The 25,242-nt window shown below is 69.5% G+C and carries 21 protein-coding genes, 1 tRNA gene and 1 pseudogene; 12 read left to right on the top strand and 11 right to left on the bottom strand.

Going from position 1 to position 25,242, the window contains the following annotated elements; all coding sequences use genetic code 11:
* Positions 1-34 precede the first annotated feature (34 nt).
* Positions 35-796 (top strand): SDR family NAD(P)-dependent oxidoreductase, encoded by a 762-nt coding sequence (locus ACZ7OI_RS21745; RefSeq protein WP_470266017.1) that lies wholly within the window; start codon positions 35-37, stop codon positions 794-796.
* Between the two features lie 18 nt (positions 797-814).
* Positions 815-1,180 (top strand): MerR family transcriptional regulator, encoded by a 366-nt coding sequence (locus ACZ7OI_RS21740; protein ID WP_470266016.1) that lies wholly within the window; start codon positions 815-817, stop codon positions 1,178-1,180.
* A gap of 510 nt (positions 1,181-1,690) precedes the next feature.
* Here ACZ7OI_RS21740 and cutA read toward each other — a convergent pair.
* Both cutA and ACZ7OI_RS21730 read right to left on the bottom strand, forming a co-directional pair.
* Positions 1,691-2,017 carry a divalent-cation tolerance protein CutA gene (gene cutA / locus ACZ7OI_RS21735; RefSeq protein ID WP_470266015.1) on the bottom strand — a complete coding sequence of 109 codons (327 nt, stop codon included), beginning with the start codon at positions 2,015-2,017 and terminating at the stop codon, positions 1,691-1,693.
* Between the two features lie 70 nt (positions 2,018-2,087).
* Positions 2,088-2,161 (bottom strand) — tRNA-Leu (locus ACZ7OI_RS21730).
* 124 nt (positions 2,162-2,285) lie between these two features.
* Between ACZ7OI_RS21730 and ACZ7OI_RS21725 the strand changes: the two genes are divergently transcribed.
* Positions 2,286-2,507 carry a DUF3618 domain-containing protein gene (locus tag ACZ7OI_RS21725; protein WP_037358573.1) on the top strand — a complete coding sequence of 74 codons (222 nt, stop codon included), beginning with the start codon at positions 2,286-2,288 and terminating at the stop codon, positions 2,505-2,507.
* A gap of 795 nt (positions 2,508-3,302) precedes the next feature.
* Here the strand turns inward: ACZ7OI_RS21725 and ACZ7OI_RS21720 are convergent.
* Positions 3,303-3,848, bottom strand: a complete 546-nt coding sequence (locus ACZ7OI_RS21720; RefSeq protein ID WP_470266014.1) for a hypothetical protein — start codon at positions 3,846-3,848, stop codon at positions 3,303-3,305.
* Positions 3,849-4,068: 220 nt separating this feature from the next.
* The gene (locus ACZ7OI_RS21715; RefSeq protein ID WP_116204995.1) at positions 4,069-4,668 is read right to left on the bottom strand and encodes a TetR/AcrR family transcriptional regulator; all 600 of its coding nucleotides are present in this window, start codon (positions 4,666-4,668) and stop codon (positions 4,069-4,071) included.
* A gap of 71 nt (positions 4,669-4,739) precedes the next feature.
* Between ACZ7OI_RS21715 and ACZ7OI_RS21710 the strand changes: the two genes are divergently transcribed.
* A complete protein-coding gene (locus tag ACZ7OI_RS21710; protein WP_470266013.1) occupies positions 4,740-6,200 on the top strand; it encodes a flavin-containing monooxygenase in 1,461 nt (486 codons plus the stop codon).
* Between the two features lie 573 nt (positions 6,201-6,773).
* Here the strand turns inward: ACZ7OI_RS21710 and ACZ7OI_RS21705 are convergent.
* From ACZ7OI_RS21705 to ACZ7OI_RS21685, 5 genes and pseudogenes are all read right to left on the bottom strand, one after another.
* A pseudogene (locus ACZ7OI_RS21705) lies at positions 6,774-7,124 on the bottom strand (helix-turn-helix domain-containing protein); the annotation flags it as partial.
* A gap of 124 nt (positions 7,125-7,248) precedes the next feature.
* Positions 7,249-8,916 (bottom strand): LCP family protein, encoded by a 1,668-nt coding sequence (locus ACZ7OI_RS21700; RefSeq protein WP_470266012.1) that lies wholly within the window; start codon positions 8,914-8,916, stop codon positions 7,249-7,251.
* A gap of 175 nt (positions 8,917-9,091) precedes the next feature.
* Entirely contained in the window at positions 9,092-11,272 is a 2,181-nt protein-coding gene (locus ACZ7OI_RS21695) for a phospholipase A2 (protein ID WP_470266011.1), read from the bottom strand.
* Between the two features lie 408 nt (positions 11,273-11,680).
* Positions 11,681-13,045 (bottom strand): GGDEF domain-containing protein, encoded by a 1,365-nt coding sequence (locus ACZ7OI_RS21690; protein WP_470266010.1) that lies wholly within the window; start codon positions 13,043-13,045, stop codon positions 11,681-11,683.
* A 464-nt stretch (positions 13,046-13,509) separates the two neighbouring features.
* On the bottom strand, positions 13,510-14,718 hold the full coding sequence (locus tag ACZ7OI_RS21685) for an MFS transporter (RefSeq protein ID WP_470266009.1): 1,209 nt from the start codon (positions 14,716-14,718) through the stop codon (positions 13,510-13,512).
* Positions 14,719-15,072: 354 nt separating this feature from the next.
* Between ACZ7OI_RS21685 and ACZ7OI_RS21680 the strand changes: the two genes are divergently transcribed.
* Complete coding sequence (locus ACZ7OI_RS21680) at positions 15,073-15,960, top strand: SDR family NAD(P)-dependent oxidoreductase (protein ID WP_470266008.1); 888 nt, start codon at positions 15,073-15,075, stop codon at positions 15,958-15,960.
* Positions 15,961-16,089: 129 nt separating this feature from the next.
* Here ACZ7OI_RS21680 and ACZ7OI_RS21675 read toward each other — a convergent pair whose 3' ends face one another.
* Entirely contained in the window at positions 16,090-17,916 is a 1,827-nt protein-coding gene (locus ACZ7OI_RS21675) for an AMP-dependent synthetase/ligase (RefSeq protein ID WP_470266007.1), read from the bottom strand.
* A gap of 146 nt (positions 17,917-18,062) precedes the next feature.
* On the opposite strand from ACZ7OI_RS21675, the gene kynU reads away from it, so the two are divergent.
* The 6 genes from kynU (at position 18,063) to ACZ7OI_RS21645 (ending at position 24,011) form a co-directional block, all read left to right on the top strand.
* The gene (gene kynU / locus ACZ7OI_RS21670; protein WP_470266006.1) at positions 18,063-19,253 is read left to right on the top strand and encodes a kynureninase; all 1,191 of its coding nucleotides are present in this window, start codon (positions 18,063-18,065) and stop codon (positions 19,251-19,253) included.
* A 201-nt stretch (positions 19,254-19,454) separates the two neighbouring features.
* A complete protein-coding gene (locus ACZ7OI_RS21665; RefSeq protein ID WP_470266005.1) occupies positions 19,455-19,745 on the top strand; it encodes a hypothetical protein in 291 nt (96 codons plus the stop codon).
* 376 nt (positions 19,746-20,121) lie between these two features.
* Positions 20,122-22,644 carry a sensor histidine kinase gene (locus ACZ7OI_RS21660; RefSeq protein ID WP_470266004.1) on the top strand — a complete coding sequence of 841 codons (2,523 nt, stop codon included), beginning with the start codon at positions 20,122-20,124 and terminating at the stop codon, positions 22,642-22,644.
* On the top strand, positions 22,644-23,060 hold the full coding sequence (locus ACZ7OI_RS21655; RefSeq protein ID WP_009082431.1) for a roadblock/LC7 domain-containing protein: 417 nt from the start codon (positions 22,644-22,646) through the stop codon (positions 23,058-23,060). Before ACZ7OI_RS21660 ends, ACZ7OI_RS21655 begins: the two co-directional genes overlap by 1 nt.
* Positions 23,060-23,431, top strand: a complete 372-nt coding sequence (locus ACZ7OI_RS21650; RefSeq protein WP_344271717.1) for a DUF742 domain-containing protein — start codon at positions 23,060-23,062, stop codon at positions 23,429-23,431. Before ACZ7OI_RS21655 ends, ACZ7OI_RS21650 begins: the two co-directional genes overlap by 1 nt.
* Complete coding sequence (locus ACZ7OI_RS21645; RefSeq protein WP_009082429.1) at positions 23,412-24,011, top strand: GTP-binding protein; 600 nt, start codon at positions 23,412-23,414, stop codon at positions 24,009-24,011. Before ACZ7OI_RS21650 ends, ACZ7OI_RS21645 begins: the two co-directional genes overlap by 20 nt.
* Positions 24,012-24,044: 33 nt before the next feature.
* Here the strand turns inward: ACZ7OI_RS21645 and ACZ7OI_RS21640 are convergent, their stop codons facing one another.
* Positions 24,045-24,491, bottom strand: a complete 447-nt coding sequence (locus ACZ7OI_RS21640) for a DoxX family protein (protein WP_470266003.1) — start codon at positions 24,489-24,491, stop codon at positions 24,045-24,047.
* Between the two features lie 136 nt (positions 24,492-24,627).
* Between ACZ7OI_RS21640 and ACZ7OI_RS21635 the strand changes: the two genes are divergently transcribed.
* Positions 24,628-25,086, top strand: a complete 459-nt coding sequence (locus tag ACZ7OI_RS21635; protein WP_470266002.1) for an NUDIX hydrolase — start codon at positions 24,628-24,630, stop codon at positions 25,084-25,086.
* Positions 25,087-25,242: the final 156 nt, after the last annotated feature.

Genomic DNA, 25,242 nt, shown 5'->3' with positions numbered 1-25,242 from the left:
TTCACGCATACGGCAATGTTTAGCGTCGGATGACATGAGTGAAGGACAGTTTGAAGGCAAGGCCGTGATCGTCACCGGCGGCGGAACGGGCATCGGACAGGTCACCGCACACGAGTTCGCCCGGCAGGGCGCGAACGTCCTCGTCGTCGGCCGGACCGCCGAACGGCTCGCCGAAACCGCGGCCAGTTCCCCGCGGATCCGCCCGTTCGCCGCCGACATCACCGAGGCAGGCACCGCAGAGACGATTGTCGCTGCGGCGCTTGCCGAATTCGGCAGGCTCGACGTGCTGGTGAACAACGCCGGCATCGTCGAACCGGCCGCGCTGGGCGAGATCAAGCCAGGCGCGTTCGACGGAGTGGTCGCGACGAACCTGCTCGCACCGGTCTATCTCGTGCAAGCCGCGATGCCGCACCTGAGCGAGACCGGCGGCGCGGTCGTCAACGTGACGACCGCGATCGGCCAGCGCGGATGGCCGATGGCAGGCCGGGAGTTCTACGCCGCGACGAAAGCCGCGCTGGACTCGCTGACCCGAAGCTGGGCAGTGCAACTCGCCCCGCGCGGCATCCGCGTCGCCGCAGTCGCCCCCGGTCCGGTCGCCACCGAGATCTACGCCCGCGAAGGCCTGACCGCCGAGCAGGCCCAAGCACAGCACGCGTCCCTGCAGGCGATGGTGCCCTTGCGACGGCTGGCCCGGCCGGAAGAAGTCGCCCACTGGATCGTCCAACTCGCCAGCCCCGGCGCGGACTACCTCACCGGCGTGGTCCTGCCCGTCGACGGCGGCGCAGTGATCGCTTAGCGGCGTACGCTCGGGTCGGTGCGGATCGGAGAGCTGGCGAAGGCCACCGGAGTCACCACCAGGGCGCTGAGGTTCTACGAGGAGCAGGGCCTGTTGACCGCGGCCCGCTCCCGCAACGGGTACCGGCGCTACGACGAGTCCGCGATCGAGCGGGTGGCGAACATCCGCTACCTGCTCGATTCGGGGCTCACCATGGAAGACATCCGCCCGCTGGGCTCGTGCCTGCAGGGAGACTTGCCCTCGCGACGCCTGTCCTCGAGCGCGGTGGCGCTGGTGGACCGGCGGTTGGCCGTACTGGACGAACGCATCGCCGCGCTGACCCGGGCACGGGAGCAACTGTCCTCACGAGCGAGCGCGGCCCGGGGCGATGCCGCTTGCGGTTGATGAGTTTTTAGCCGCTGTTTGATTCCTTGTCCGGCATTCCTCGGCGTTCCGATAGGCCCGTTGGCGGTGTCGGCCATTGCTCAGCCGCGACCTGCTGCTGGTCGGGATGCCAAGGGCCGCTTGCAGGATTGCGGCCGAGGATCAACCTGAGCGTCCGGCAGTGGCCGCGGCTGGAGAATCCGCCGTGGGTCGACGACGTCGAAGAATGGACGGTATATCCGGACTATTGCTGGACCGACTGGGGCGAGGGGAAATAGGACAAGGACTCCGGGAAATGCCAGCGTGTGGGTTTCGTGCCGGAGTGCAACATCGCGGGATGGGTCGGATCGCCGCCGCACTGCTGACGGTGTGGGTTTCTGGCCGGGGATGAGCTGAACCTTTCGGTCCGGCAACCTGTTCGGACGGGCTTTCAGGCTGGAGGCAGTGTGGAGTCGGAGAGACTCAAGTCTCTCGATCGGCACCGGGATGTCCTCGAGTTCGCCGCTGCGGTCGACTTGGTCCGCGCCTGACTCAGCCTTCAGGCGTGGTCGCTGTCTCCATCCACCGCAGGTATTCGGCCGACCCGCGGGCTAGCTCGATGCCGGTCACCTCCGGTTTGTCCCACGGATGCTCGGCGATGATGTGTGCCTCGAGCTCGCCGTAGCGCGTGCCGGTGGTCTTGAACATGACGATCCATTCCTCGCCTTCGCCCGCTTCTCCGAGGTGCCAGAAGTAGGACGTGACTGGGCCGCGGACCTGAGCGGTGGCCGCGAGCCTGCGCGCTACGGCTGACGAGGCGATCCGGGCTGCCGACTCGCGGTCCGGAGTGGTTGTCATGACGAGCAGATGGTCAGCCATTCCAGCCACCGTAGAGACTGAAATGCCTCAACGGCGGCGGTCTGCTGCACTACTGATCAGAGCGTGCGGGTGGGGCCGGAGAGACTCGAACTCTCACTGGCACGGACCTAAACCGTGTGCCTCTGCCAATTGGGCTACGGCCCCCAGGAACCAGGTGTGATCGTAGCGCGCGCCACGTTCGGGTCGGCTCGGCGTGGCCAGTCGCCGTCTCGCGGGGGTTGTCCTCTACCGTGGACCGCCTACAGTCCGACTGCGGCGAGGAGGGCACGTGGCTCGCGACCCCGAGACCATCGAGCGTGAGATCGAGCAGGCGAGGACCGCTTTGGCGGCGACCCTCGACCAGCTGGGCACGAAGGCCAATCCGCAGAAGCTCGCCGAACAGGCGAAGGACGGCGTGCGCGCGAAGCTCGACAACCCGAAGGTCAAGTACCCGCTGATCGGGGCAGGCGTGCTGGTGGCCGTGCTGCTGGTGCGGAAGCTGTTCCGCTGACGGTTCGCCTCCCGTGCTGACAGCCCCGGGCCTTTGCTGGTCCGGGGCAGGCGGGGCTTGGGGTTCTGGGCAGGCTCTTGCACGTGGGGCACGTGGGGCACCTTGCACGCGGGGCACCTCGCACGCGGGGCGTGTGGGTATCCGGTTCCCAGCTGCCTGAGCGGCTCTCCGTGGCCTGAGCGACTTGCCTGGGGCTTTCCAAGGGTGCGGCTGAGCGAGCGCGCCTGTACGAGGCGCGCCGCTAGGGCGGATCCGTGGTTACCCCGCGTCGCGTCTTGGGCAGAGCTGCTCGGCGGCGCGTGACCTGCCGAATACTGGCTGTTTCATCCCTGGATGGCGGATCGACAGCCTTGATCGTCACGGCGGGTTAACTTCGTGAGAAGTGCCACTGAACCCGGGGTCACTCATTCGGCGGTCGCCCGCCTGGGTCGGTTTGGCGGAGCACGTTCGCCGTATTGGGCTACCCCGCCTGGGTGACGGTGGCGGTTTTATCCCGCTGTACTGGGCATAGCGGACTGTTTGCGGGCCCGGTCGGCAGAGGGGTGCCGACACTGTCTCCGGACGTCGTACGGCCGGATCTGCGCCGCGGTCCGAAAGGCGAAGGGGCGGGACGACAGCCGCCGCGGCTAGTCAGCGCGCAGGGCGCGGTGACCTGAGCAGCGGCCCGCAGACGTCAAGGAGCGACGTCTTGCCGGAGTCCGCGCCCCAGGTACCCAGCTTCGCCGGGCTGCGGCTAGTCAGCGCACGCCAAACAAGCCCGCGAAAGCGCGAGCCGCGTGAAAGAAACAGTGCAGGTCAGGCGCGTGCGACCGGCGGCGTGGCCGACGCGCCGGCTGTCACACCGGGGCGGCTCGTTTCGTCGGGCTTGCGGTCTTCGACCTCTTTCGGGAGCTGCTTGCTCGGCGGCAGCGCCGGTTTGGCGGGCTGCTCGGGAGCCTTCTCCGCGGCGGCCTTCGGAGCAGTAGCCGCCGGAGCGGCGGCGGCCGGAGCGGCAGCCGCAGTAGCCGAAGCAGCAGTAGCCGGAGCTTCAGTCTTGCCGGAGTCCGCAGCAGCCGCTGCCGCCTTGGCTCCGCCCGACGGCGGGATTTCCAGCGGCTCGATCTCCGGCAGCGTCAGGCGGGCGGCCATGTACGTGCTGGTGAACTCCAGCGCGTTGCCGTTCAGCAGGTGCACGACCGTGGGACGCTCGTTCGGGGCGAGCTTCTCCACGAGCTGGTCGGCCCGGTCGCGGGCGGCGATGATGCCCGGCGCCTTGCCGGTCAGCTCCTTGCCGCGGCCGCTGACGGTAATCGTCCAGTCGTCGTTGTCGTGCTTGTAAGTCGCCGTGATCGTTTCCACCACTGCCTCACCCCTCTCGTCATCAGCATGCGTCACAGGTCGAGACCCGGCCACCGCAAACTCATGACGCGATTCCTGCCTGCCAGCCGCTGGCGCGACACTCAGTGTGTCTTTCTACCGTGTCATCGATACCGCAAGAAAACTCTGTGTCACAAGTAACGGGACGAGATGTGCGCTGAGTGACGACCGAATGGCCTAATGCACGGTCATCTTCACGTGCACATCAGATCGCACGCTGTGACAACCCGGCCCACAGCAGATCCATGGCGTACTCGGTGGCCTTCTCCGGGGTCACCTCCGGGAAGCGCTCGCACCAGATCGCCAGCCGCTCGCAGGCTCCGACGACGAACTCGGCCGACGCCTCGGCGCGCAGGGTGTCCTCGCTGTCGAAGTAGCCGCTCATCAACGCGGTGATCAGGTCGGTCTGCTGGCGGCGGGTTTCCTCGATCTCGTCCGCGGCGGGGGTGCCGATCAGGGCCATCTCGTGCCGCAGCAGCGACCAGGCCTGCCGGCGCTCGCGGATGAAGACGAAGAACGCCAGCAGTCCGCGGCGCAGCGCGTCCTGCGCGGACTCCGCGCCGACGATCGACTGCTCGGTGGCCTCCTGCAGCGCCGCCCGCGACTGCCGGATGCACGCCAGCAGCAGGCCCTCTTTCGAGTTGAAGTACTCGTACAGCATCGGCTTGGACACACCGACGAGTTCCGCGATCTCGTCCATCGACGCCATCGCGTAGCCGCGCTCGCCGAAGACCTGCTCGGCGACCTCGATCATCTGCCGTTCCCGCTCGGCTCGGGGCATGCGCTTGCGCTTGGCGGTGGTCATGCCGCACACTCTACCGCCAGTAACCTACTCCGAGTAAGCTGGACTTCGGGTAACAGTTAACGGGAGGACGCATGGGCAACCGCACCGAGACCGGCGTGATCGTGGTCGGCACCGGGTTCTCCGGGCTCGGCATGGCGATTCAGCTGCGCAAGGACGGCCGCGACGACTTCGTGGTGCTCGAGAAGGCACAGGACGTCGGCGGGACTTGGCGCGACAACAGCTACCCCGGTTGCGCGTGCGACATCCCGTCGCACATGTACTCCTTCTCCTTCGAGCAGAACCCCGGCTGGTCGCGCGCGTACTCGCCGCAGCCGGAGATCTACGAGTACATGCGCGGGGTCGCGGACAAGTACGACCTGCGCCGCTTCATCCGCTTCGGCCAGGAGATGACCGGCGCGCGCTGGGACGCCGAGGAGAACCGCTGGCACGTCAGCACCCGCGGCGGCGACGAGTTCGTGGCCCCGGCGCTGGTCGCGGGCGTCGGCGCGCTGCACCGGCCGATGATCCCCGACCTGCCGGGCATCGAACGGTTCAAGGGGCGCGCGTTCCACTCCGCCGAGTGGGAGCACGACTTCGACTTCGCCGGCAAACGCGTCGCGGTGGTCGGCACCGGGGCCAGCGCGGTCCAGTTCGTGCCGAAGATCGCGCCGGAGGCGGCCGAGCTGACGCTGTTCCAGCGCACGCCGCCGTGGGTGATGCCGAAGGCCGACCGCGACATGCCGGGCTGGCTGCGCGGGTTGTTCCGCGCGGTGCCGCCGGTGCAGCGGCTGTACCGGAATTTCCTTTACTGGACGCTGGAAGCGCGCGCGATCGGCTTCAACGGCCAGCCGTGGATCATGAAGATCGGCCAGCGGCTCGCGAAGAGCAACATCGACCGCGCGGTGTCGGATCCGGAGCTGCGCGCCAAGCTGACCCCGGACTACACCATGGGCTGCAAACGCGTGCTCATCTCGAACGACTACTACCCGGCGCTCGCCCGCGACAACGTCGACGTGGTCACCGACGGCGTGGCCGAGGTGCGCGAGCACAGCGTCGTCGACAACGCGGGCGTCGAGCACGAGGTGGACGCGATCGTCTACGGCACCGGTTTCCACGTGACCGACGCGTTCGACAGCCTGGAGATCGTCGGCCGCGACGGACGGAACCTCGCGAAGGAGTGGGCGAGCGAGGGGATGCGCACGCACCTCGGGATCACCGTGAACGGCTTCCCGAACCTGTTCTTCCTGCTCGGTCCGAACACCGGGCTGGGGCACAACTCGGTGGTCTTCATGATCGAGGCGCAGATTTCCTATATCGCGCAGGCGTTGCGGCTGGCCGGCGACCGGGCGCTCGACCCGCGCGAGGAGGTCCAGGAGCGGTTCAACGCCGAGATGCAACGGAAACTCGACAGGGGCATCTGGACCCAGGGCGGCTGCAAGAGCTGGTATCTGGACGCGAAGGGCGTGAACCGGACGCTGTGGCCGGGATTCACCTGGCGGTACTGGCTGGACACCCGGACGGTGCGGCGGGAGGACTACGAACTGCTCGGGTGATGCGGCACGAGGGGGACTTTCGCGACTGGGGATGGAGTCGCGAGGGTCCCCCTCGTGGTCTCGGTCCTAGTCCACAGTGGACTAGGAGGTACGAGGGGAACTTTCGCGGCAGGGGAGGAGTCGCGAAAGTTCCCCTCGTAGTACTGGGAGCGGCAGACGGCAGCATCGAGCGGGGAGCGGGCGCTCCACAGTGGACGCAGGCAAGGCGGCGTTGTCGTTGAGCGGGAAGAAACCTGCGCGGACGAGGTCTCGCGGAGGCTTGAGCAGAACGAGGGGGACTTTCGCGGCAGGGGAGGAGTCGCGAAGGTCCCCCTCGTGGTCTGTGGGCGCAGGTCAGGCGGGAGCGAGCTTGCGCAGGTGCGAAACCAGCTCAGCCGTCGGAAGACCGCACAGTTCGGCCATCCGCTCCAGCGCGGCGAAGTCGAACGACACCTCGTCGGACGAGGCGCTCGCCGAAGCGGGCTGGCTTGAAGCCGCGGGAGCGGAAGAGGTTGGCGTGCTTGAGGATCCGGATACCGGAACAGACGGCCGGGAGGCGGCGCCCGCGCGGGCGGGCGACCCCGGCATCGCGACTCCGTTCTGCCGCAACCGTCCTTCGGCCCAGCGCCGCAACGGAGTCAGCTCCGGACCGGCTTCCGCGACGACCCGGCGCAGGTCCACGCGGACCCGGCCCGGTTCCTCGGTGAAGACCCGGCTGTGCACCTTCGCCAGCAAATCCTGCGGAAGCTCGTCCATCGCCACGCACAGTTCGACCAGGCGCACCACGGAACACTGCCGGGTGCCCAGTTCGTACGTCGCCAGTGTCTGCAGCGAGATTTCGCTCTGCAGATGCGCGTTCAGCTCTTTGCGCGTCCATCCCCGGCCACGCCTGAGCTTGCGCAGCTCGTCTCCCAGCACCCGCTGGTAGTGCTCAGCGTCGATCACGGCCCCTGCCCCTCAACCAACTTCACGGACGCGGGCTTGCGTCCCGGTGGTGAAAGTGCCGAAGCGGCCGCTCATTACGCGGGTTTCGGGAAGATTTTCGACATTCCCCGAATGGAGCAACGCGTCAGTTGACGCAGGGCACGCCGTCAGCGGTGATCGGCTGGTCGTCGCTCCCCGGACCCGAAGGGGTGGCCGGGGGCGCGGCCTGCTGCGCCGGAGGGGCTTGTGCCGCACCGGTTCCGCTCGACGCACCGGCCGAGGGCTGGTAGTCCGAACCGAGGTACACCTTCACGTGGCCCTTGGGCACGCTCTTGTCTTCCTGCACCGTCGCCTTGGTGCCGAGCGCGTCGGCGACCGCTTGCCCGGCCGCCTCGCCGCCGCTTGGGACCCAGATCACAGTCGTCTTGCGCGAGGACGCGTTGTCCGTGTCGCCGGCGGTGAAGCCCTTGTCCACCAGTTGCTTCGACACGGTCGCCGCGAGACCGGTGCGGTCCGAGGCGTTGCGCACGTCGACCGTCGTGTCCTTATGCGACTCGTCCGGCTTCTGCTGCGGCGGCACCGGGGCGCCGTTCGCTCCAGTCTGCGGACCGGCGAGGCCCTGCACGAACGCCTTCACCTTCGCCGGGTCGACCTTGACCGCGACGCCGTCGTTCGGCGTGCGGTATTCGACGTTGTCGACCGGGATGGTGCGGAACTCGAGCTGTCCGCCGGTGAGGCCCTTCATCTGCTGGGCGAAGCTGAAGATGTCCCAGTTCTGGTTCAGCACCACGGACTTCTTGATGGCGTCGACCAGAGCGTTGAGCTTGGACGGGTCGGTCAGCGTTCCCGCGGACAGGATCTTGCGCGCCATGCCCGCCATGAACACCTGCTGGCGCACCACCCGGTCGAGGTCGCCGCGCGGCAGCCCGTGCCGCTGCCGGACGAACTCCAGCGCCTCCACCCCGGCGATGGTGTGCTGGCCCTTGGTGAAGTTCGCGCCGGAGTAGTCGTCGTCGACGTTGTTGTTCAGGCACACGTCGACGCCGCCGACGGCCTTCGTGATGTCGCTGAAGCCGAGCAGGTTGATCGCCGCGTAGTTGTCGATCGTGGACCCGGTCAGCTCCTGGATCGTCGCGATCAGCAGCTTCGCCCCGGCCTGGTTGGCCTTGACGTCGAGTTCCTTCGGATCCGTGACGCCTTGCGCCTGCAGGTCCTTGCGCGCCTGCAGCATCGCCCTGGCGTACGCCGAGTTGATCTTGTGCTTGCCGTAGCCGGGGATGTTCACGTACGAGTCGCGCGGCAGCGACATCGCGACGGCTTTGCTGCCGTCGTTCGGGATGTGCACCAGGATCAGCGTGTCGGTGTTCAGCTCGCCGTCCGATTCGCCCGCGCGCAGCTGGGCGAGCAGTTCCGGCGACAGCGGGTTGCCCTGGGCGTCGGTGCGGCTGTCGAGGCCGACCAGGAGGATGTCGCGGGCGCCGTCGGCGGGCTTGTCTCCGCCCGCGCCCTCGCCGATCACGTCGGAGTAGCTCAGCCCGTTGACCAGTCCCTGCAGCGACGCCCACGCGTACCCGGTCAGCCCCATGACCAGCAGCGACACCACCGCGAGAGCGATTTTCGCGCCGCGCATCCCGCCGCGGCGGGACTGGCGGCGAGGCGGCGGTCCTTGCCGACGAGGCGGACCCGAAGCCTGCGGTTCGCGTCGCGAACGGGCCGGTGGCCCGGGCCGCCGCGCCGGTCCCCGGCCGGGCTGGTCCTGCCACGAGCGGGCGGGGCGGCGATCGCCTTGCCCGTTCCGAGGCGGGTAGTCCACGCGGTCGGCTCCTTCTCGTCGTTCTGGTCGTCCGCTTCTGGAGACGCATGGTGCCGGGCGGGGGTTGCGACGGATTCGCACCTCCCCCGGACGGTGTGGCGTGCACCACCCACGCACCACCCATGGTCCGGTATCCGAAGCATTTTCGCCCGGTCGGCGGTACGCGTGTCGCCGGTCAGGGTGCGGCGGCGGCCGTCCTTCTCGTCGGGACCATGCACGTACCCGCTCCGACCAGGGCGAATACCGCGGTGAGGATGTGCAGGACGACGACCGCGGAGCCGTGCGTTTCGCCGCCCGCGGCGGCCACGAGCGACGGCACACAGGTCAGCGCGGCGGCGAACCACGTCGCGGCCGAGGTCGCCGCTCCGCCGGTCCGGACCGCGTGCAGCAGCAGGACGCCGAGGAGCAGATGCACGAGGCTCTGGACCGGGTCCAGCCGCAAGCCGAGCACGTCGGCGTCCGCGGCTTGCGCGCCGAACCGGGCCAGCGCGAGACCGAACACGCCGAGCGTCGCGTACCCGATGCCCAGCGTGGCGGCCGCGCGAGTGAGCAGCACAGGACGGCGGCCGGTCGGCGTGTACGGAAGCGGTGCGACCGGCGTCTCGGCACCGGGTTTGCCGGGCTTGCCCGGATGCCGCTCGAACCACCAGAACACCAGCGCCGCGGGTACGAGCAGAAGCGCCACCGCGGCGAGCATGCGCGGCCGCAACAGCCAGTTGAGGCCGTTCGCGATCGGTCCTGGCAGGTAGACCACGGCGACGAGCAGCAGCATCGCGGCCAGGAACGCCAGGTACAGGCTCATCGGGGCGCGCAGCATGAGCGCGGCTGTGCGGGTGACGCGGTCGCGCGCGGCCCAGCGTCGCAGTGGTGTCGCGAGGAGCCCGATAAGGCCGAGTTGCGACACACCCAGCAGCAGCACGGTCCACGGCCTCGCGGACAACGCGGCCGGCGCGCCCGGGTTGCCGAGCAGTACCGGCGAAGCGTCGAAGGCGAACACAGCGACCGCGAGAGCCGTGACGCCGCTTACGGCAGCGACGCCGAGCACCGCGCGGCGAAGCCGGACGCCCTCCGCGTACGCGAACGCCACCTGCTGTGCGAGGAGCGCTAAAGCGAGCGTGGCGGCGTAGCGCGGCCAGGAGACGTCCGTCCAGCTCGCGGCGAGTTCTCCGGCTACGACGGCGGCGATCAGCGCCGCGACCGACCACAACCGCGTCCGGCGGTAGAGCGCGAGCAGCATCGGCGCGCCGACGACGGTCAGCAGGTAGACACCGAGTAACCACAGCGGGTGCAGCGCGATCCGCATGACGGTGGCGTTAGTCCCGGCCGGGATGCCCAGCAGCTCCAGCGCCAGCGGCACGATCAGGGCGACTACGGCGAAGATCAACGCCGGGCGCAACAGCGGACTGGACCGCTCGGCCAGGTAATGCCGGTAGCCGCGGTCGCGCTCGGCCCGCCAGCCCGCCGCGTTGGCGAGCCCGCCCGCGAAGAAGAGCAGCGGGGTGAGCTGCGCGAGCCAGGTCAACGGCCACCAGGTGGCCTCCGGCGCGTCCGCCCAGTCGGCCAGCGCGGTCGCCGATTCGCCGACCATCAGCGCTGCGGCCCCGGCGATGCCGAGCACCGCCCACGGCCGGGGCACGCCGCGGGGCAGCCGCGGGCGTGGGGTCGTCCGGCGGTTGGTGTGCCAGCCGCGCAGGCGCATCACGAGCAGGCAGCCGATCACCAGCACGCCGGCGACCATCGGGCCGATCGGGTCGCCGACCGGCGGGCCCCAGCGCTGGTGCCACGAGTTGACCACCAGCCCGCCGGTGAACACCGACGCGACCAGCTGGCACGTGCGCTCGGAGTTCATCGGGTTCAGGTCGCAGGTGCGGTGCATGTCCTGCTCCAGCCGGTCGTCGAGCGACGCCCGGGCGGACTGGTCGAGCGGGTGGCCCTTGTCGTTGGCGTAGCGGAGCAGGTCGTAGCCGAGGTCGTGCGCCTTGCACGGGACGGAGAAGTCCCACTTGGTGTTGTCGTCGCCCCAGGGGGCCGAGCAGCCGCCGTCGAGGTGCGCCGCGCGGACGGTGCCGTCGCGGGCGGGCAGCGGGCCGGGCTTCACGCCGGTGACCGCGGTGAAGTCCTTGGGCAGGAGCGCCAGCGCGGTGGCCTGGCCGTCGGGGTGGGCGAGCGCGTCGACCGCGTTCCGCGCCGCGAGCACGCCGCCGGTCGGCGGGCCCTGGTCGGGCGGCGACGCGGGCCGGGAGGCGATCAGGCCGAACCCGAACACCACGAGCAGGACGAGCAGCAGCCAGCCGGACGTCGACCAGGGTCGGCGAACGCGAACGGCGGCCGGGGCACGGTCGTCGGTGGCTGGCATGCGCTCCAGGGTGCCAGCCCGGTGCGCGATGCGGGAGGCGGCTGTCCCCCTCACCCGCGCGGGGGGTAACCCCCGGGGGCGTTGGGTGCCGCCCCCCCCACTGCACGAACGAGCTGGCCGGATCGCCCGGCAAAGTCGCCCGGCGGGCAGGCAAGGTCTGGTGTGGACAGAGATCCGCGGCCTGAGTCCGATGTGGCCGCGGCGGATTTTCGGGCCTCGGCCAACCGGGTCCGGCGGCCCCGGCGGCTTTCGTTCCTTCCCGAAAACCGGCTGTCGCGGTTAGCGGTCCCGCGGACAATTAACCCGGCGGCCCAATCCGGCGGCGGAACGGGGTGCGCTCCGTTGCGCACAGTTTCTGAATCGGTTTCGCGATTAATCGCGAACAGTGCCGGTGATCGGAATTGTGGATCACTCGGAAGGCAGATTCGCGTCCGCGAAGCGCACCTGGTTCCGGCCGCCTTCCTTCGCGGCGTAGACGGCCGCGTCGGCGGCTTGCAGCAACTGTTCCAGTGTCGTTCCGTTCACTCCGAGCAATGCGACGCCGATCGACCCGGTGCGCCCGGTGATCAATGCCGAACCGCCGCGTTTGTCGGTCGTCACGATGCGCTGATCGGCGATTGCGGTACGGATCCGTTCCGCGGTCACCTTCGCCGCCGTGGTGTCCGCGTCGGGCAGCAGGATCAGGAACTCCTCGCCGCCGAAACGGCCGATGATGTCCTTGGGACGCGTTATCTCGTCGAGAGTTTGCGCCACCGTGCGGAGCACGTCGTCGCCTGCCGGATGGCCGTACGTGTCGTTGATCCACTTGAAGTGATCGAGGTCGATCATCAGCAGTGCCAAGGATTCCCCGCCGCGCGCGGCACGCGCCAACGCGCGTTCGGCGGACTCCGACCACCCGCGCACGTTGAAGATCCCGGTCTTCGGATCGGTGCGCGCTTCGGACTGCAGTTGGTTGATTTCCGCCAGCCGGTTGCCCAGCACCGTGATGAGCACGAGGATCACGATCGCCGGCGGGATGTTCACGAGCAGGATCGTCGCGATGGTGCCGAGGCTGATCGTCGACAGCTCCAGCAGGTTGTCGTCCTTGGTGCCCAATACGTTGCGCAGGGTGGGCGCGGACGTGCCGCCGAGCGCGAGCAGCCCGCCGATCACGATCGCCTGCAGCGCCGCGTAGCTGAAGCCGACGAGCATCAGGATTCCGAAGACCTGCAACGAGTTCGCGGGCGAAAGCCGGGCCAGTTCGGCGGACGCGAAAGTCTGGTACAGGTGGTGCGCCAGCAGTGCCGACACCGCATGCGTGAACGAGGTGAACACGAACTTGTGCGGGGGTCGACGGGAGTTGAACCACCGCTGGACGCGCAGCAGCGCGATCAGCAGCAAAGTCAGCGGGATCGGCAGCAGCAGCGCGGCCGGGAACACCCAGATGCCGGTCAGGTCGATGTGGACGGCCGTGACCCGGTTGCGCCGCCGTTCCTCTTGCCTCCGGGTGAGCTGGATGTGCACCGTCGCGCAGCCGGCGAGGATCGCGAACCGGCCCCAGTCCACGAGATCCGGGCTCGGCGAGGTGACGACGCCGAAGGTCAGCAGCGCCACCGCGATCGCGTCCCAGGCGAGCAGGAACGCGACCATCCGGGGCGGTTTCGTCCAGAGATCCCAGGAGTGAATGGGGTTCCCGGCGATCAGCGCGCGCAGCCTTCCCGCGCCGCCCTTCGCGGCGGGCGGTTCCTCCCCGGGGCCGCGGCGTTCACCGCGCGCCGGTTCGGTTCCGGGCATCGGGCCGTGCCTCCTCCGGTGTCGGATGCGGTTCCCGGACGGTTCCCGGTTCTGCGCCGTTATCAGTTGCCGGTATCATCTCACTCACCGACTTCGAACGCTGTATTCGGTCGTAGTCTCCGAACCCGGAGACGCCTTCCGCGACAACTGCTGCATCCATGAAGTAAATTGCGGAGGAGCGTCCCCGCCGTCCCCCCGAGTGAGGTGTTTTCCCATGCGCGACCGCGAAGCGTGAATCGACCTGTTGTCATTTTCCGATGAATTGTCAGCGAGCGGAGGTGAGCAGCTGTGCGTGACCGTGAAGCGTGAGTTCTGTGACCGATCCAAGACGGATTCGTAACAATGCGAACGGAGGTGTGTTCCGTGCGTGACCGTGAAGCGTGAAACGAGTTCCCGTCCGGCGTACCCGGACCCATTCGGCCGGTGCCTCGACCCCGGCCACCGATTCATCCCGCAACCCACGATCAGGCCCCGGCCGCGACCGCGTGCCGCACCCGGGTCCACGAGAACGCGGTGGGGATCGCCAGAGCCACGCCGGCCAGCCCGGCCAGCGCGATGGCGGTAACGGCAGACCCGGTCGCCTGTGCGACCACCCCGCCGAGAGCCACCCCGATGCCCTGCGCCACGCGCAGCCCCGTGCGGTAGAGCCCGCCGGCGCCGCCGCGCAGTTCGTTCGGCACCCAGGTGGAGAACGTAGCGGTCACGGTGATGATGTAGGCGCCCATCGCACCGGCGAGCGCGAGCAGCACCAGCGCGACCACCAGATTCGGCTGCAGCAGGAACAGCGCGAGCAAGGCCAGCGACGTCGTCGCGAGCACTCCGAGCAGCCGCTGCCGGACCTCGGCGGACGCGAATTTCGACAGCAGATAGGCCCCGGCGACGAAGCCGAGCGGGTCGGCGGCGAGCAGCCAGCCGACCGCCGCGGACGGCGCGTTCAGCTGCTGGGCCAGCGGCGCGGCCAGCCCCTCGGGCACCACGGCCAGCCCCACGAGCCACGACAACGCGATCAGCACCCGCAGTTTGCGCTGCCCGAACACCCAGCGCGTCGCGGAGAACCAGGTGCTGTGGTCGCCGCCGGCAGCGGGCCGGTTGTGCACCCACACCCGCACGATCACCGCGGCCACCGCGAAACTCACCGCGTCGATCGCCAGCGCCCACGACGTGCCCACGGCCGTCACCAGCACGCCGCCGCCGGCCAGGCCGAGCAGCTGCACCGTATTAGTGGTGATCCCGCGCAGGTCTTGGCTGCGCAGGTAGAGATGGTCGTCGGTGAACACCTCGCGGGTGATCGCGTTCTGCGCCGCGTTCGCGGGCGACGCGGCCAGCTGCACCGCGATGAGCAGTAAGCACAGCGCGACCAGCGGCATTCCGGGCAGGCTCATCAACCCCACGAGCACGGCCTGCGCGGCGGCGCTGACGCTCAGCACCGCTCGTCGCGGATAGCGGTCGGCGAGGAAGGACAGTCCGAGCCCGCCGGCGAGCGCGGGCAGAAAAGTCAGCGCGTAGACGACCGCGGCCCACAACGCGGAACCGGTGCGGTGGTAGACGAGGATGGACAGCGCCACCTTCGCCAGCTGGTCGCCCGCGCTCGAGATGGCCTCCGCCGCCCAGAGCACGCGATATTCGACATTCCGCAGCGGTGCCGTCAGCCGAGAGGTCGCTTCGGTCGTCACGAGATGACCACTGCCCCCTCCCCGATCGAGTGAATGCCGGTGTTGCCCGCATTGTGCCTTCGCCCGTACTGCTCCTGGCCAGGAGTGTCACTACTCCGGCCAGGGCGTGCACCCTCAGTATGCCGCTGATCACACCAGGGTGAACAGTCGGGAAGAATCCGGTGGCCGGAACGCGGAGCCGTTCGGACTGACCTGCCGCGGGGTACCCGTGCCACTGATCAGCTTTCCTCGTTCGGCGCAGCGCGGCCACCGTTCGTCGCCATCGACCGGTGCGACTGGGCCGAACGGTCCAACACTGGGAGAGACCCGGCGGAGCGTTCGTCCTCGCGCCGGGCGCACCAGCGGGGAGTGAGCGTGGACAGACTGTTGCAGGACAAGGCCGTGGTCGTGACCGGGGCCGGACGCGGGCTCGGGGAGGCGTTCGCCGTGCACGTCGCCAGGGCGGGCGGCGCGGTGGTGGTCAACGACGTGGACGCCGACCTGGCCGAGCGCACCGCCGAGACGATCCGCGACCACGGCGGGCGCGCGGTCGCGAACGGGCACAGCGTGGCCGATCCGGCGCAGGCGCAGGCGATCGTCGACCAGTGCGTCGCCGAGTTCGGCCGGATCGACGGCCTGGTCAACAACGCGGGGCTCAACTACGAGGCGCTGCCCTGGGAGGACGACGCGGAACAGGCCCGCCAGCTGGTCGAGGTGAACGTGCTCGGCGTGATGTACACCGGGCTCGCCGCGATCCGCGCGATGGTCGCCGCGGGCGGCGGCGGGTCGATCGTGAACATCTCCTCCGGAGCGTCGCTCGGACAGCGCAAGCTCGGCGTGTACTCGGCGAGCAAGGGCGCGGTCGCGTCGCTGACCTATTCATGGGCGCTGGACCTCGACGATTCCGGGATCCGGGTGAACGCGGTGTGCCCGGTGGCGCACACCCGGATGGTCTGGAAATCCGAGCGGGCGCTGCGGGCCTGCCCGCCGGAGCGGACGCCGGCGAAGATCGCGCCGCTCGTGCTGTTCCTGCTCGGCGAGGGCGCGCACGGCATCACCGGGCAGATGATCCGGTGCAACGGCCCGCAGCTGCACGTGATGGGGCAGCCGTACCTGAAGCAGCCGATCCTCGAACGCCCGGACTGGGACACCGAGACCGTGCAGCAGGCGTTCGACGAGGTGTTCTCCGCCCACCTGGAGAACTACGGACTGGAAAAACGCGTGCCGCCTCGGCTGCGCAAGTGGTCCCGGCAGGCCTCGTGAGTGCCGGTTAGAACCGGCACTCACGAGACCTCCGGCCACGCACGGGGCAGGCATGCAGCTACTGCCTGGAGCGGCGGAAGGCGGTCAGGCCTCGTGAGTGTCTGCGCCGGTTCTCACCGGCGTTAGCGCTCACGAGGAATAGAGCGAGGCGATGTCGGAGCCGTAGCGGTCGTTGATCACCCGGCGCTTGAGCTTGAGCGTCGGGGTCAGCTCGCCGGTTTCGGGCGTCCACGCGGTGGTGATCACGTGGTACTTCTTGATCTGCTCCGCCCGCGCGAGCCTGCTGTTGGCTGATTCGACGGCCCGGGCGATCTCCGCCTGGACCGCCTCGTGCGCGGCGAGCGCGTCGATCCCGGCCGCTTCGACGCCGTTGGCCGCCGCCCAGCCGGGGGCGATCTCGTCGTCGAGCACGATCAGCGCGGTCACGTACGGCCGCGCGTCGCCGATCGCGACCGCCTGGCCGATCAGCGGGTGTTCCTTCAGCAAACCCTCGATCCGGGTCGGCGCGATGTTCTTGCCGCTCGAGGTGATGATCAGTTCCTTCTTGCGGTCGGTGATCGTGACGTACCCGTCGTCGTCGATCGTGCCGATGTCGCCGGTGGCGAACCAGCCGTCGGCGTCGGTGGCCGATTCGATCGTGCCGTCCGGCTGCAGGTAGCCGAGGAAGACGATCGGGCCGCGGACGAGCAGTTCGCCGTCCTCGCCGGTCTTCACCTCGACGCCGTCGATCGGACGGCCGACGGTGCCCGCGCGGAACGCGTCGGCGCTGTTCGCGGTCGCCGCGCCGGTGGTCTCGGACAGACCCCAGACCTCGCGGATCTCGACGCCCAGGCCGGCGAGGAAGTACAGCACCTCCAGCGGCAGCGCGGCCGCGCCGCTGGACGCGATGTGGAGCTGGTCGAGCCCGAGCAGTCCGCGCACCGGCGCGAGCACGGTTTCGTCGGTCTTCGCGATGCGCTCGGCGAGATCGGCGGGCAGTTCCTCGCCCGCGCTGCGGAGTTTGTAGCCCTCTTGCAGGAGTTCGTTCGCCGAAATGAGCGCCTCGCGCCGGTCCTCGGGCACCCCGGCGAGCATGTTCTTCAGGCCGGCCACCATCTTTTCCCACACCCGCGGCACACCGAAGAAGCTCTGCGGACGCACCTGGCCGAGCGCCGCGACCACGCCGGACGGATCGCCGACGGTGTGCACGTGGCCCGCCGCGACGATCGGGAGGTAGATCGACAGCTCGCGTTCGGCGATGTGCGCCAGCGGCAGGTACGCGATGTTCGTCGGGTGCATCGGGGCCTTGTGCAGCGTGTGCACGGCGATGCCCTCGTGGATCGCGTTGCGGTGCGACAGCACGACGCCCTTGGGGTCGCCGGTGGTGCCGGAGGTGTAGATCATCGCGAGCGGGTCGTCCGGGCGGATCGCCTGCCACGCTTGATCGAACGCCTCGGGGTCGGCGGCGAGCGCGGCGCGGCCGGCTTCGCGCACCGCGGAGTACGCGACGAACCGGTCGTCGCCGTCCGGGATCGCGGATTCGTCGATGACGACCACGCGGCGCAGCGCGGGCAGATCGTCGAGGACCGGCAGCCAGCGGGACAGCTCGTCGGCGCCGGCGAGGACGACGACCGGGGCGGCGCTGTGCCGGGCGACGTAGCGGATCTGCTCCGGGCTGAGCGTCGCGTACGCCGTGCACGGGATGGCCGCCAGATGCACCGCGGCGAGGTCGGTGACCAGGTGGTCCGGCGAACTCGGGGCCATGATCAGCATTCGGTCGCCCGCGGCGAGGCCGAGCCCGGCGAGCCCGCGGGACACCTCGGCGATCGCGGTCCGGAACTCGCTCCAGGTGAGCGTCGGACGGCCTTCGAGATCGAGCGAGGTGAGCGCGGGCCGGTCCCCGTACTCGACGGCATTGCGCCGCAGCAGCGACGGGATGGTGTGGCCCTCGGCTTGTTCGGCGATCGACTGGGTCAACGCTGACCTCCTCCGGTGGTGCCTGGTGAGGTCACTGTAGGTCGTCGAAGCGGCGGCCGATAGAGAATCCCGGCCAGCCTCGGCGCTCGATAGACCGGCCCGCCTCCTGTTAGAAAGGGGGCGAACCGGGACCCCGAGGAGCGTCGATGACCGAATCCGCCGTGTGCGGCCAGAGCCTTGCCGACGAGGCGGCCGCGCTCGACGCCGCCGACCCGCTCGCCGCGAAACGCGCGGAGTTCGACCTTGACCCGGAAGTCGCGTACTTCGACGGGAATTCTCTTGGCGCGCCGCCGAAACACGTCGCGGAGCGGTTGAGCCAGGTGGTTCGCGAGCAGTGGGGGCGGCGGCTGATCCGGTCGTGGACCGAGGGCTGGTGGGAGGCCCCGCAGCGGGTCGGCGAGCGGATCGCGCCGCTGGTCGGGGCTGCCGCCGGGCAGGTCGTGGTGGCGGATTCGACGAGCGTGGACCTGTTCAAGGCGCTCGTCGCGGCGGTGCGGGCGAACCCTGGCCGCGACGAGGTGCTGGTCGACGCGGCGACCTTCCCGACCGACGGCTACGTGGCCGACCAGGCTGCCCGGCTCACTGGGCACACCGTGCGGCGCGTGCCGGTGGCGGAACTGCCCGGCGCGGTGAGCGAACGGACGGCCGCGGTGCTCGTGAATCACGTCGATTACGTCAGCGGACGGCTGCACGACATGCCGTCGGTCACCGAGGCCGTGCACGCGGCCGGCGCGCTCGCGGTGTGGGATCTCTGCCACAGCGTCGGCGCGATTCCGGTTCGGCTCGACGCGTGCGACGTCGATTTCGCGGTGGGCTGTACGTACAAATTCCTCAACGGCGGACCGGGTTCGCCCGCGTTCGTCTATGTGGCACAGCGGCATCAGGCGGAATTCGATCAGCCGCTCGCCGGATGGGCCGGGCACGCGGATCCGTTCGGAATGGAACCGGGATACCGCGGCAGCGCGGGGATCGCGCGCGCCCGCGCCGGCACGCCGGACATCCTGTCGATGCTGGCGCTCGACGCCGCGCTGGACGTCTGGGACGGCGTCGATCTTTCCGTGCTGCGCGCGAAAGGCTTGGCGCTGGGCGATTTCTTTTTCCGGTGTGCGGACGAACTGCTGCCGGAAGCCGATATTCCGACGCCGCGCGAGCACACGCGCGGACACCAGGTTTCGGTGCGCGACCCGGGCGGGCAGCAGACGATGGACGCGCTGCACGAACGTGGCGTGCTCGGCGATTTCCGGCCGCCGGACGTGCTGCGCTTCGGGCTGGCCCCGCTGTACACGACTTACGCCGAGGTGCTGCGGGCGGTGACCGCGCTGCGCGAGGTGCGTTGAAAAGAATTCGCGCAATATCCTCGCGGATTCGCCGTGATCCGCCGGTTCTGGGTGAACAATCGGTGTCGTGCTCGCCCCTTCGGGTGATCGACGGGGGCGCCGCGCGCTGCCCGGCGGGTATGCTCGGTGCCTGTTTTTTCGCGGGCGGAAGCTGATCGGGGAACGATGCCGCCGCGCGAATCCGGGGCGGAAGGGGCCGAAATGATCGAGACCCGCGGTCGGGAAGTGCCGCTCTCGTATGTCGTGACCCTGCTCGTCGGCGTGGCTCTCGGCTTCGTGCTCGCGCGTTTCGGCGACTTCGTCGGGCGCTATCCGGTCGAATCGACGCTGGTGGCGGTGCTGGTCGCGTCCGTGGCCGTGCTGGCGTGGGCGTGCCGGGAGATGCTGCACGATCTGCTCCGCCGCGACCGTCCGGCGGGCGCGCCGGAAACGGAACCCGCTCCCGGGCCGCGGCTTTCCGCGCACCGGCCGCCGAATGGTGTCCGGCGCTGAATTCCGGAAATTGATCTCGGTTTTTCGTTTGATTCCGCCGCCGATGCGGAAATGCGCATAAGTTTACGGTTGGTTTTCGCGGGCGCGGGGTCGTGACCGACCTCACGCGCGGGCGCCCGGCGGGCGCCGCCGCGGCCGGTGCGACCAACGTCACGTCCGGTGGTGATCAGTTTTCCAAGCACCGCAGTGGGTTACTAGCAGGTAACAAGAGGATGACGGCAACGCGGGTCCGGACTTGACTCGCCCGTGAAGGTTGCTTACCGTCGTCGCGGGCAACGCAGACCACGGTGAACTGTGATCCGGCTGGTCGGACCGGTGCAACGAAAACACCGAGGACCCGAATACCACAGCAGTGCCGGAAGGAAAACGGATCACGGTGAAGCAGAATTCCGGGCGAAAGGGCCGCGGCTCCTCGATTCGCTCTCGCGTGCTCGCGATCGCGTTGATTCCTAGCGTGGCGTTGCTGATCGTCGGTATCGCGCTCGCCGGATACCTGATTTTCGACGCGTCGCAGGCGCGCGGTTACGCGCAGAAGATTCGCGGTTCGGAAGGCCCCGGCATTCCGTTCCTGCTCGCCGCGGAACAAGAGCGGCAGCTGTCGATGAGCGTGCTGGCCGGACAGGACGCCGCGCGCGCCGCGCTGCTGGCCACCCGGCCGAAGACGGACGCGTCCGCCGCGCAGATCACCTCGGTGCTGCAGGGCAACTTCGCGAGCGACTCGAACGTGCCCGCGAGCGTCAAGCAGAACATCGCCACGTTCGCCGCGCTGGAAGCGAAACTGCCGCAGCTGCGCCAGCAGGTCGACGCCGGCCAGGTGCCGCGGCTCGAGGTTTTTTCCTTCTACAACCAGATCATCGACCAGTTCACCCAGGGCGTCGCGGGCCTCGCACAGGCCGCTCGCGGCGCGGACAACGCCTACGCCCGGCTGTCCGCGATCCCGATTTTCAACGCCGCCGAGGAAATGCAGCGCAGCGACGCGCTGGCGTCGGCCGGGCTCGCCTCGGGCGGGCTGTCCGGCGACGAGCAGCGCGCGTACCTCGGCCAGATCGGCGCGTACCACGCGCAGCTCGAACAGTCGGTGCCGCAGATGGTGCCCGAGGTGCGGGCGAACTACGACAAGCTCGTCTCGAGTCCCGCGTGGACGACCGTGACGCAGGTCGAGAACGCCTTGCTGTCCGGCGCGAAACAGCTTCCGGTGCCGCTGGAGCAGTGGCGGACCGACGCCAGACAGGTCGCCACCACGCTGATGACGATGTTCGCCGCGCAGAGCGCGCACGCGACCAACGCGGCGATCACCGACGCGGACGACACGCTGCGGAACTCGATCATCGCGGGCGCGGCGGCGGTGCTGTTCGCGCTCGCCGTGGTGCTGATCGCGCTGCGGCTGTCGAACCGCTTCATCTCCCGGCTCGCCCGGCTGCGCGAGGACACCCTCGACGCGGCCGAGGTGCGGCTGCCGGAACTCGTCGGCCGCGTGCGGGCGGGCGAACCGGTCGACCTCGACGAGGGCGGGCACCTGCTCGACCACGGCACGGACGAGATCGGCGAGGTGGCCGAGGCGTTCAACCTGGCGCAGCAGTCCGCGCTCGCCGCCGCGGTCGAGGAGGCCAAGACCCGGGAAGGCACCAAGGCGGTGTTCCTGAACATCGCGCACCGCAGCCAGGTCATCGTGCACCGGCAGCTGAAGGTGCTGGACGCCGCCGAGCGCAAGCAGGAGGACCCGGACCAGCTCGACACGCTGTTCCGGCTCGACCACCTCTCCACCCGCGCGCGGCGCAACGCGGAGAACCTGATCATCCTCGGCGGCGGCCAGCCGGGACGGCAGTGGCGCAATCCGGTGTCGCTGGTGGAACTCGTCCGCGGCGCGGCGGCGGAGACCGAGCACTTCGCGCGGGTGAAGACGGCGAAGCTGCCGGAGGTCGCCGTGCGCGGGCCGGTCGTCGGCGACCTCGTGCACCTGCTCGCCGAGCTGATCGACAACGCGACGTCGTTCTCGCCGCCGGAATCGCGCGTCGAACTGCGCGGCAACGTCGTCGGCAAGGGCGTCGTGATCGAGGTCGAGGACCAAGGGCTGGGCATCGAGCAGGAGCAGGCCGACGAGTTCAACGCGATGCTCGCCGACCCGCCGGACTTCGGGATCATGGCGCTGTCCGACGAACCGCGGCTGGGCCTGTTCGTGGTCGCGCGGCTGGCGTCGCGGCACGGGATCTCGGTGCACCTGCGCGATTCCGCGTACGGCGGAACCCGGGCGATCGTGTTGGTGCGCAAGGATTTGCTCGCGCCGATCAGCGAGACGGAACCTTCGGACGCCGACGCCGAGTCGTCTTCGGAATCGGACGGGGTGCCGGAGCTTTCCCGGCTCGCGGTGGAGCCGTCGCGGCCTGCGCCGGAACCGCAGCGGGGTGAGCCGCAGCGACCGGAGCTGCCGCAACGGAAAGCGTCTCGTCCGGAACCCGTGCAGGCGGAACTGCCGCAGCCGTCGCGTCGCGCGCCGGAGCCTCGGGTCGCACCCGAGCCGCGGGTCGCGCCGGAGCAGCAGCGGCCGGAGTTGCCGACCCGCCGCGCCATGCGTCCGGTCGCCGAGGCGCCGCCGGTCCGTCCGCCGCACAACCGCGAGCAGCGTCCGCCCGCGGACAACGGCCGTGCGCCGCGTCCGGCAGTCGAAAACGGCCGGGCCGCGCCGCCGCGTCCGCCCGGTCGTCCGCCGCTTCCACAGCGGCGGCGGCAGCAGAACCTGGTTCCGCAGTTGCGCAGTGACCGGCCGGCGCCGGAATCCGACGACGTCCGCGAGGATTCGCCGGAGGAGGCCCGCTCCCGGCTCAGCGCGTTCCAGCAGGGCACCCGGCGGGCCCGCGAGGCCGATCCCGGGCACGACAACAGGTACGGAGATCGCGACTGATGGCGAACAACGGAGTCAACGAGCTCGACTGGCTGCTCGACGACCTCGTGCAGCGGGTCGCCGGCGCGGACCGCGCGGTGGTGCTGTCCGCGGACGGATTGCTGATCGGCCGGTCGGGCAACCTGTCCGAGGCGGACGCGGAGCACCTTTCCGCGGTCGCGTCGGCGTTCCAGAGCCTCGCCCGCGGCACCGGGCGGCACTTCGGCGGCGGCAACGTGCGGCAGACGATGGTCGAGATGGACCATGCGTTCCTGTTCGTCACCGCGGCGGGCCGGGGCGCCTGCCTCGCGCTGCTGGCCGGGGTCGACGCGGACATGGGGCTCGTCGCCTACGAGATGAACCTGATGGTCAAGCGGGTCGGCGCGGTGCTCACCGCGGCGCCGCGGGCCGGAGCGGTCCAGCGGACCTCGCCATGATGGCGCAGGGCCGCGAGTCCTGGTACGAGGACGAGGCCGGTCCGCTGGTGCGGTCCTACGCCGTCACCGGCGGGCGGACCCGGTCCGACACCCGCGGGCTCGACCTGATCACGCTCGTCGTCGCGCTGCGCACCGCGAGCGAGACGCCCGGCCTCGAACCGGAGTACTCGCGCATTCTTTCCCTGTGCCAGCGCCCGGTTTCGGTCGCCGAGGTGGCGGCTCGCGTCGACCTGCCGCTGCCCGTGGTGAAGGTGCTGCTGAGCGATTTGATAGAACGCAACCTCGTGCTGTTCCGCACCGCGACGCCGGTGACCGACGCCCCCAGCCCCCACGTACTCCAGGCGGTTCTCGATGGCATCCGGAAACTCTGAGCCCCGCCGGTCGCTCACCGCGCAGGCGGTGAAGGTGCTCGTCGCGGGCGGCTTCGGAGTCGGCAAGACGACCCTGGTCGGCTCGGTCAGCGAGGTGCCTCCGCTGCGCACCGAAGAGGTGATCACCGCCGCGTCCGAGGGCGTGGACGACCTGTCCGGCGTCGAGGGCAAAACCACCACGACGGTCGCGCTCGACTTCGGCCGGATCACCATCAACCCCGAGCTGATCCTCTACCTGTTCGGCACGCCGGGACAGGACCGGTTCTGGTTCATGTGGGACGAACTGGCCGAAGGCGCGCTCGGCGCGGTGGTGCTGGCGGACACACGGCGGCTCGAATCCTGTTTCCCCGCAGTGGATTTCTTCGAACAGCGCGGCCTGCCGTTCGTGGTGGGGGTGAACTGCTTCGACGACGCTTACCGGTACGGGACCGAGGAAGTCCGCGGGGCGTTGGATCTCGACCCTCAGGTGCCGTTGCTGCTGTGCGACGCGCGGGAGCGGGATTCGACGAAGCAGGTGCTGACGGTGTTGATGGAGCACGCGCTGGGGCGGGCGATGCTCGTGAGCGGCAACCCCGGTTAGATTTCCCGGGATTGCCGCTCTGGTGCGGTGTTTTCAGCGGCGGCGCAGGTTGTCCAGCGCTGCCGCGCCGGGGCCGACTACGGCGATGGCGAGGAAGATCCAGGCGAACAGGGCGGCGGGTTCGCCCATGTTGTGCAGGGGGAGAAGGCCTTCCGGGGCGTGCACGGTGAAGTAGGCGTAGGCCATGACGCCGGAGAGCACGGTCGCGGAGATCCGGGTGAAGAGCCCGGCGAAGACCAGGATCGCGCCGATGACCTCGATCAGGCTGGCCCAGTAGCCCGGCCACTGGCCGAAGGGGAGCGCGCCGCCCGCGTTGTCGATGCCGCCGAAGAGGCCGAAGCCCATCAGGCCGTGGCAGAGGAAGAGGAAGGACACCACGGCGCGGAAGAGGGCCAGGACGGTGGGGCGGGCTCGGTCTGCCAGGGACTTCTTGCCTTCGGTGGCGGTCGTGGCGGTCTTGGGGGCGGTGGTGGTGGTCATTGTGGGTCCCTCCCGGGTGGCTGTTGGGTGCCTTCTGCCTATGCGTCGAACGGGGGTGGCTGGGATCGACACATCGCCGGGAAGTTTTTTCTGTGGCGGTGTTCGGGCTGGTCAGCGGGGCTGGCAGGGTGGGGGGATGGCTGTCAGGCGGAGTGCTGGGGTGTTGGTTTTTCGGCGGGGTGCGGGCGGGGTCGAGGTGTTGCTCGCGCATATGGGCGGGCCGTTTTGGGCGAAGAGGGATTTGGCTGCTTGGTCGTTGCCCAAGGGGGAGGTCGAGGAGGGGGAGCCGGAGGAGGTGGCGGCTCGGCGGGAGTTCCTCGAGGAGCTGGGGGTGCCGGTGCCGGAGGGGGAATGGGTGGCGTTGGGGGAGGTGCGGCAGTCCGGGAAGGTGGTGACTGCTTGGGCGGTGGAGGGGGAGGTTGATCCGGCTGACGTGGTGCCGGGGGTGTTTGAGATGGAGTGGCCGCCTCGGTCTGGGGTGATGCGGGAGTTTCCTGAGGTGGATCGGGTGGAGTGGTTTTCGGTGGAGGTGGCTCGGGAGAAGTTGGTCAAGGGGCAGCGGGGGTTTTTGGATCGGTTGGGGGCTGTGGAGTAGCTCGTCGCCTGGCGGCGACATTGCTGCGGTGTTGCGTGGGGCACCCCGAAGCTTGATTGTGTGAGGTTCCCCCGGTGGGTCGGACACTCTGATCCTTGGCTTTGGCCTGGGGAAGGATGTGTTTGTGTCTGGTTCGTCGAAGTATCCGCAAGAGTT

This window comes from Amycolatopsis sp. NPDC114503 (assembly GCF_055633655.1).
This window is presented reverse-complemented; position numbering and strand designations above follow the sequence as displayed.

What these genes read in the sequence shown, in the direction of transcription:
- ACZ7OI_RS21745 (WP_470266017.1), top strand. Translation starts at nt 35, where the DNA reads ATGAGTGAAGGACAGTTTGAAGGCAAGGCCGTGATCGTCACCGGCGGC.
- cutA (WP_470266015.1), bottom strand. Translation starts at nt 2,017, where the DNA reads ATGGCTGACCATCTGCTCGTCATGACAACCACTCCGGACCGCGAGTCG.
- ACZ7OI_RS21715 (WP_116204995.1), bottom strand. Translation starts at nt 4,668, where the DNA reads ATGACCACCGCCAAGCGCAAGCGCATGCCCCGAGCCGAGCGGGAACGG.
- ACZ7OI_RS21710 (WP_470266013.1), top strand. Translation starts at nt 4,740, where the DNA reads ATGGGCAACCGCACCGAGACCGGCGTGATCGTGGTCGGCACCGGGTTC.
- ACZ7OI_RS21695 (WP_470266011.1), bottom strand. Translation starts at nt 11,272, where the DNA reads ATGCCAGCCACCGACGACCGTGCCCCGGCCGCCGTTCGCGTTCGCCGA.
- ACZ7OI_RS21690 (WP_470266010.1), bottom strand. Translation starts at nt 13,045, where the DNA reads ATGCCCGGAACCGAACCGGCGCGCGGTGAACGCCGCGGCCCCGGGGAG.
- kynU (WP_470266006.1), top strand. Translation starts at nt 18,063, where the DNA reads ATGACCGAATCCGCCGTGTGCGGCCAGAGCCTTGCCGACGAGGCGGCC.
- ACZ7OI_RS21665 (WP_470266005.1), top strand. Translation starts at nt 19,455, where the DNA reads ATGATCGAGACCCGCGGTCGGGAAGTGCCGCTCTCGTATGTCGTGACC.
- ACZ7OI_RS21655 (WP_009082431.1), top strand. Translation starts at nt 22,644, where the DNA reads ATGGCGAACAACGGAGTCAACGAGCTCGACTGGCTGCTCGACGACCTC.
- ACZ7OI_RS21650 (WP_344271717.1), top strand. Translation starts at nt 23,060, where the DNA reads ATGGCGCAGGGCCGCGAGTCCTGGTACGAGGACGAGGCCGGTCCGCTG.
- ACZ7OI_RS21645 (WP_009082429.1), top strand. Translation starts at nt 23,412, where the DNA reads ATGGCATCCGGAAACTCTGAGCCCCGCCGGTCGCTCACCGCGCAGGCG.
- ACZ7OI_RS21640 (WP_470266003.1), bottom strand. Translation starts at nt 24,491, where the DNA reads ATGACCACCACCACCGCCCCCAAGACCGCCACGACCGCCACCGAAGGC.
- ACZ7OI_RS21635 (WP_470266002.1), top strand. Translation starts at nt 24,628, where the DNA reads ATGGCTGTCAGGCGGAGTGCTGGGGTGTTGGTTTTTCGGCGGGGTGCG.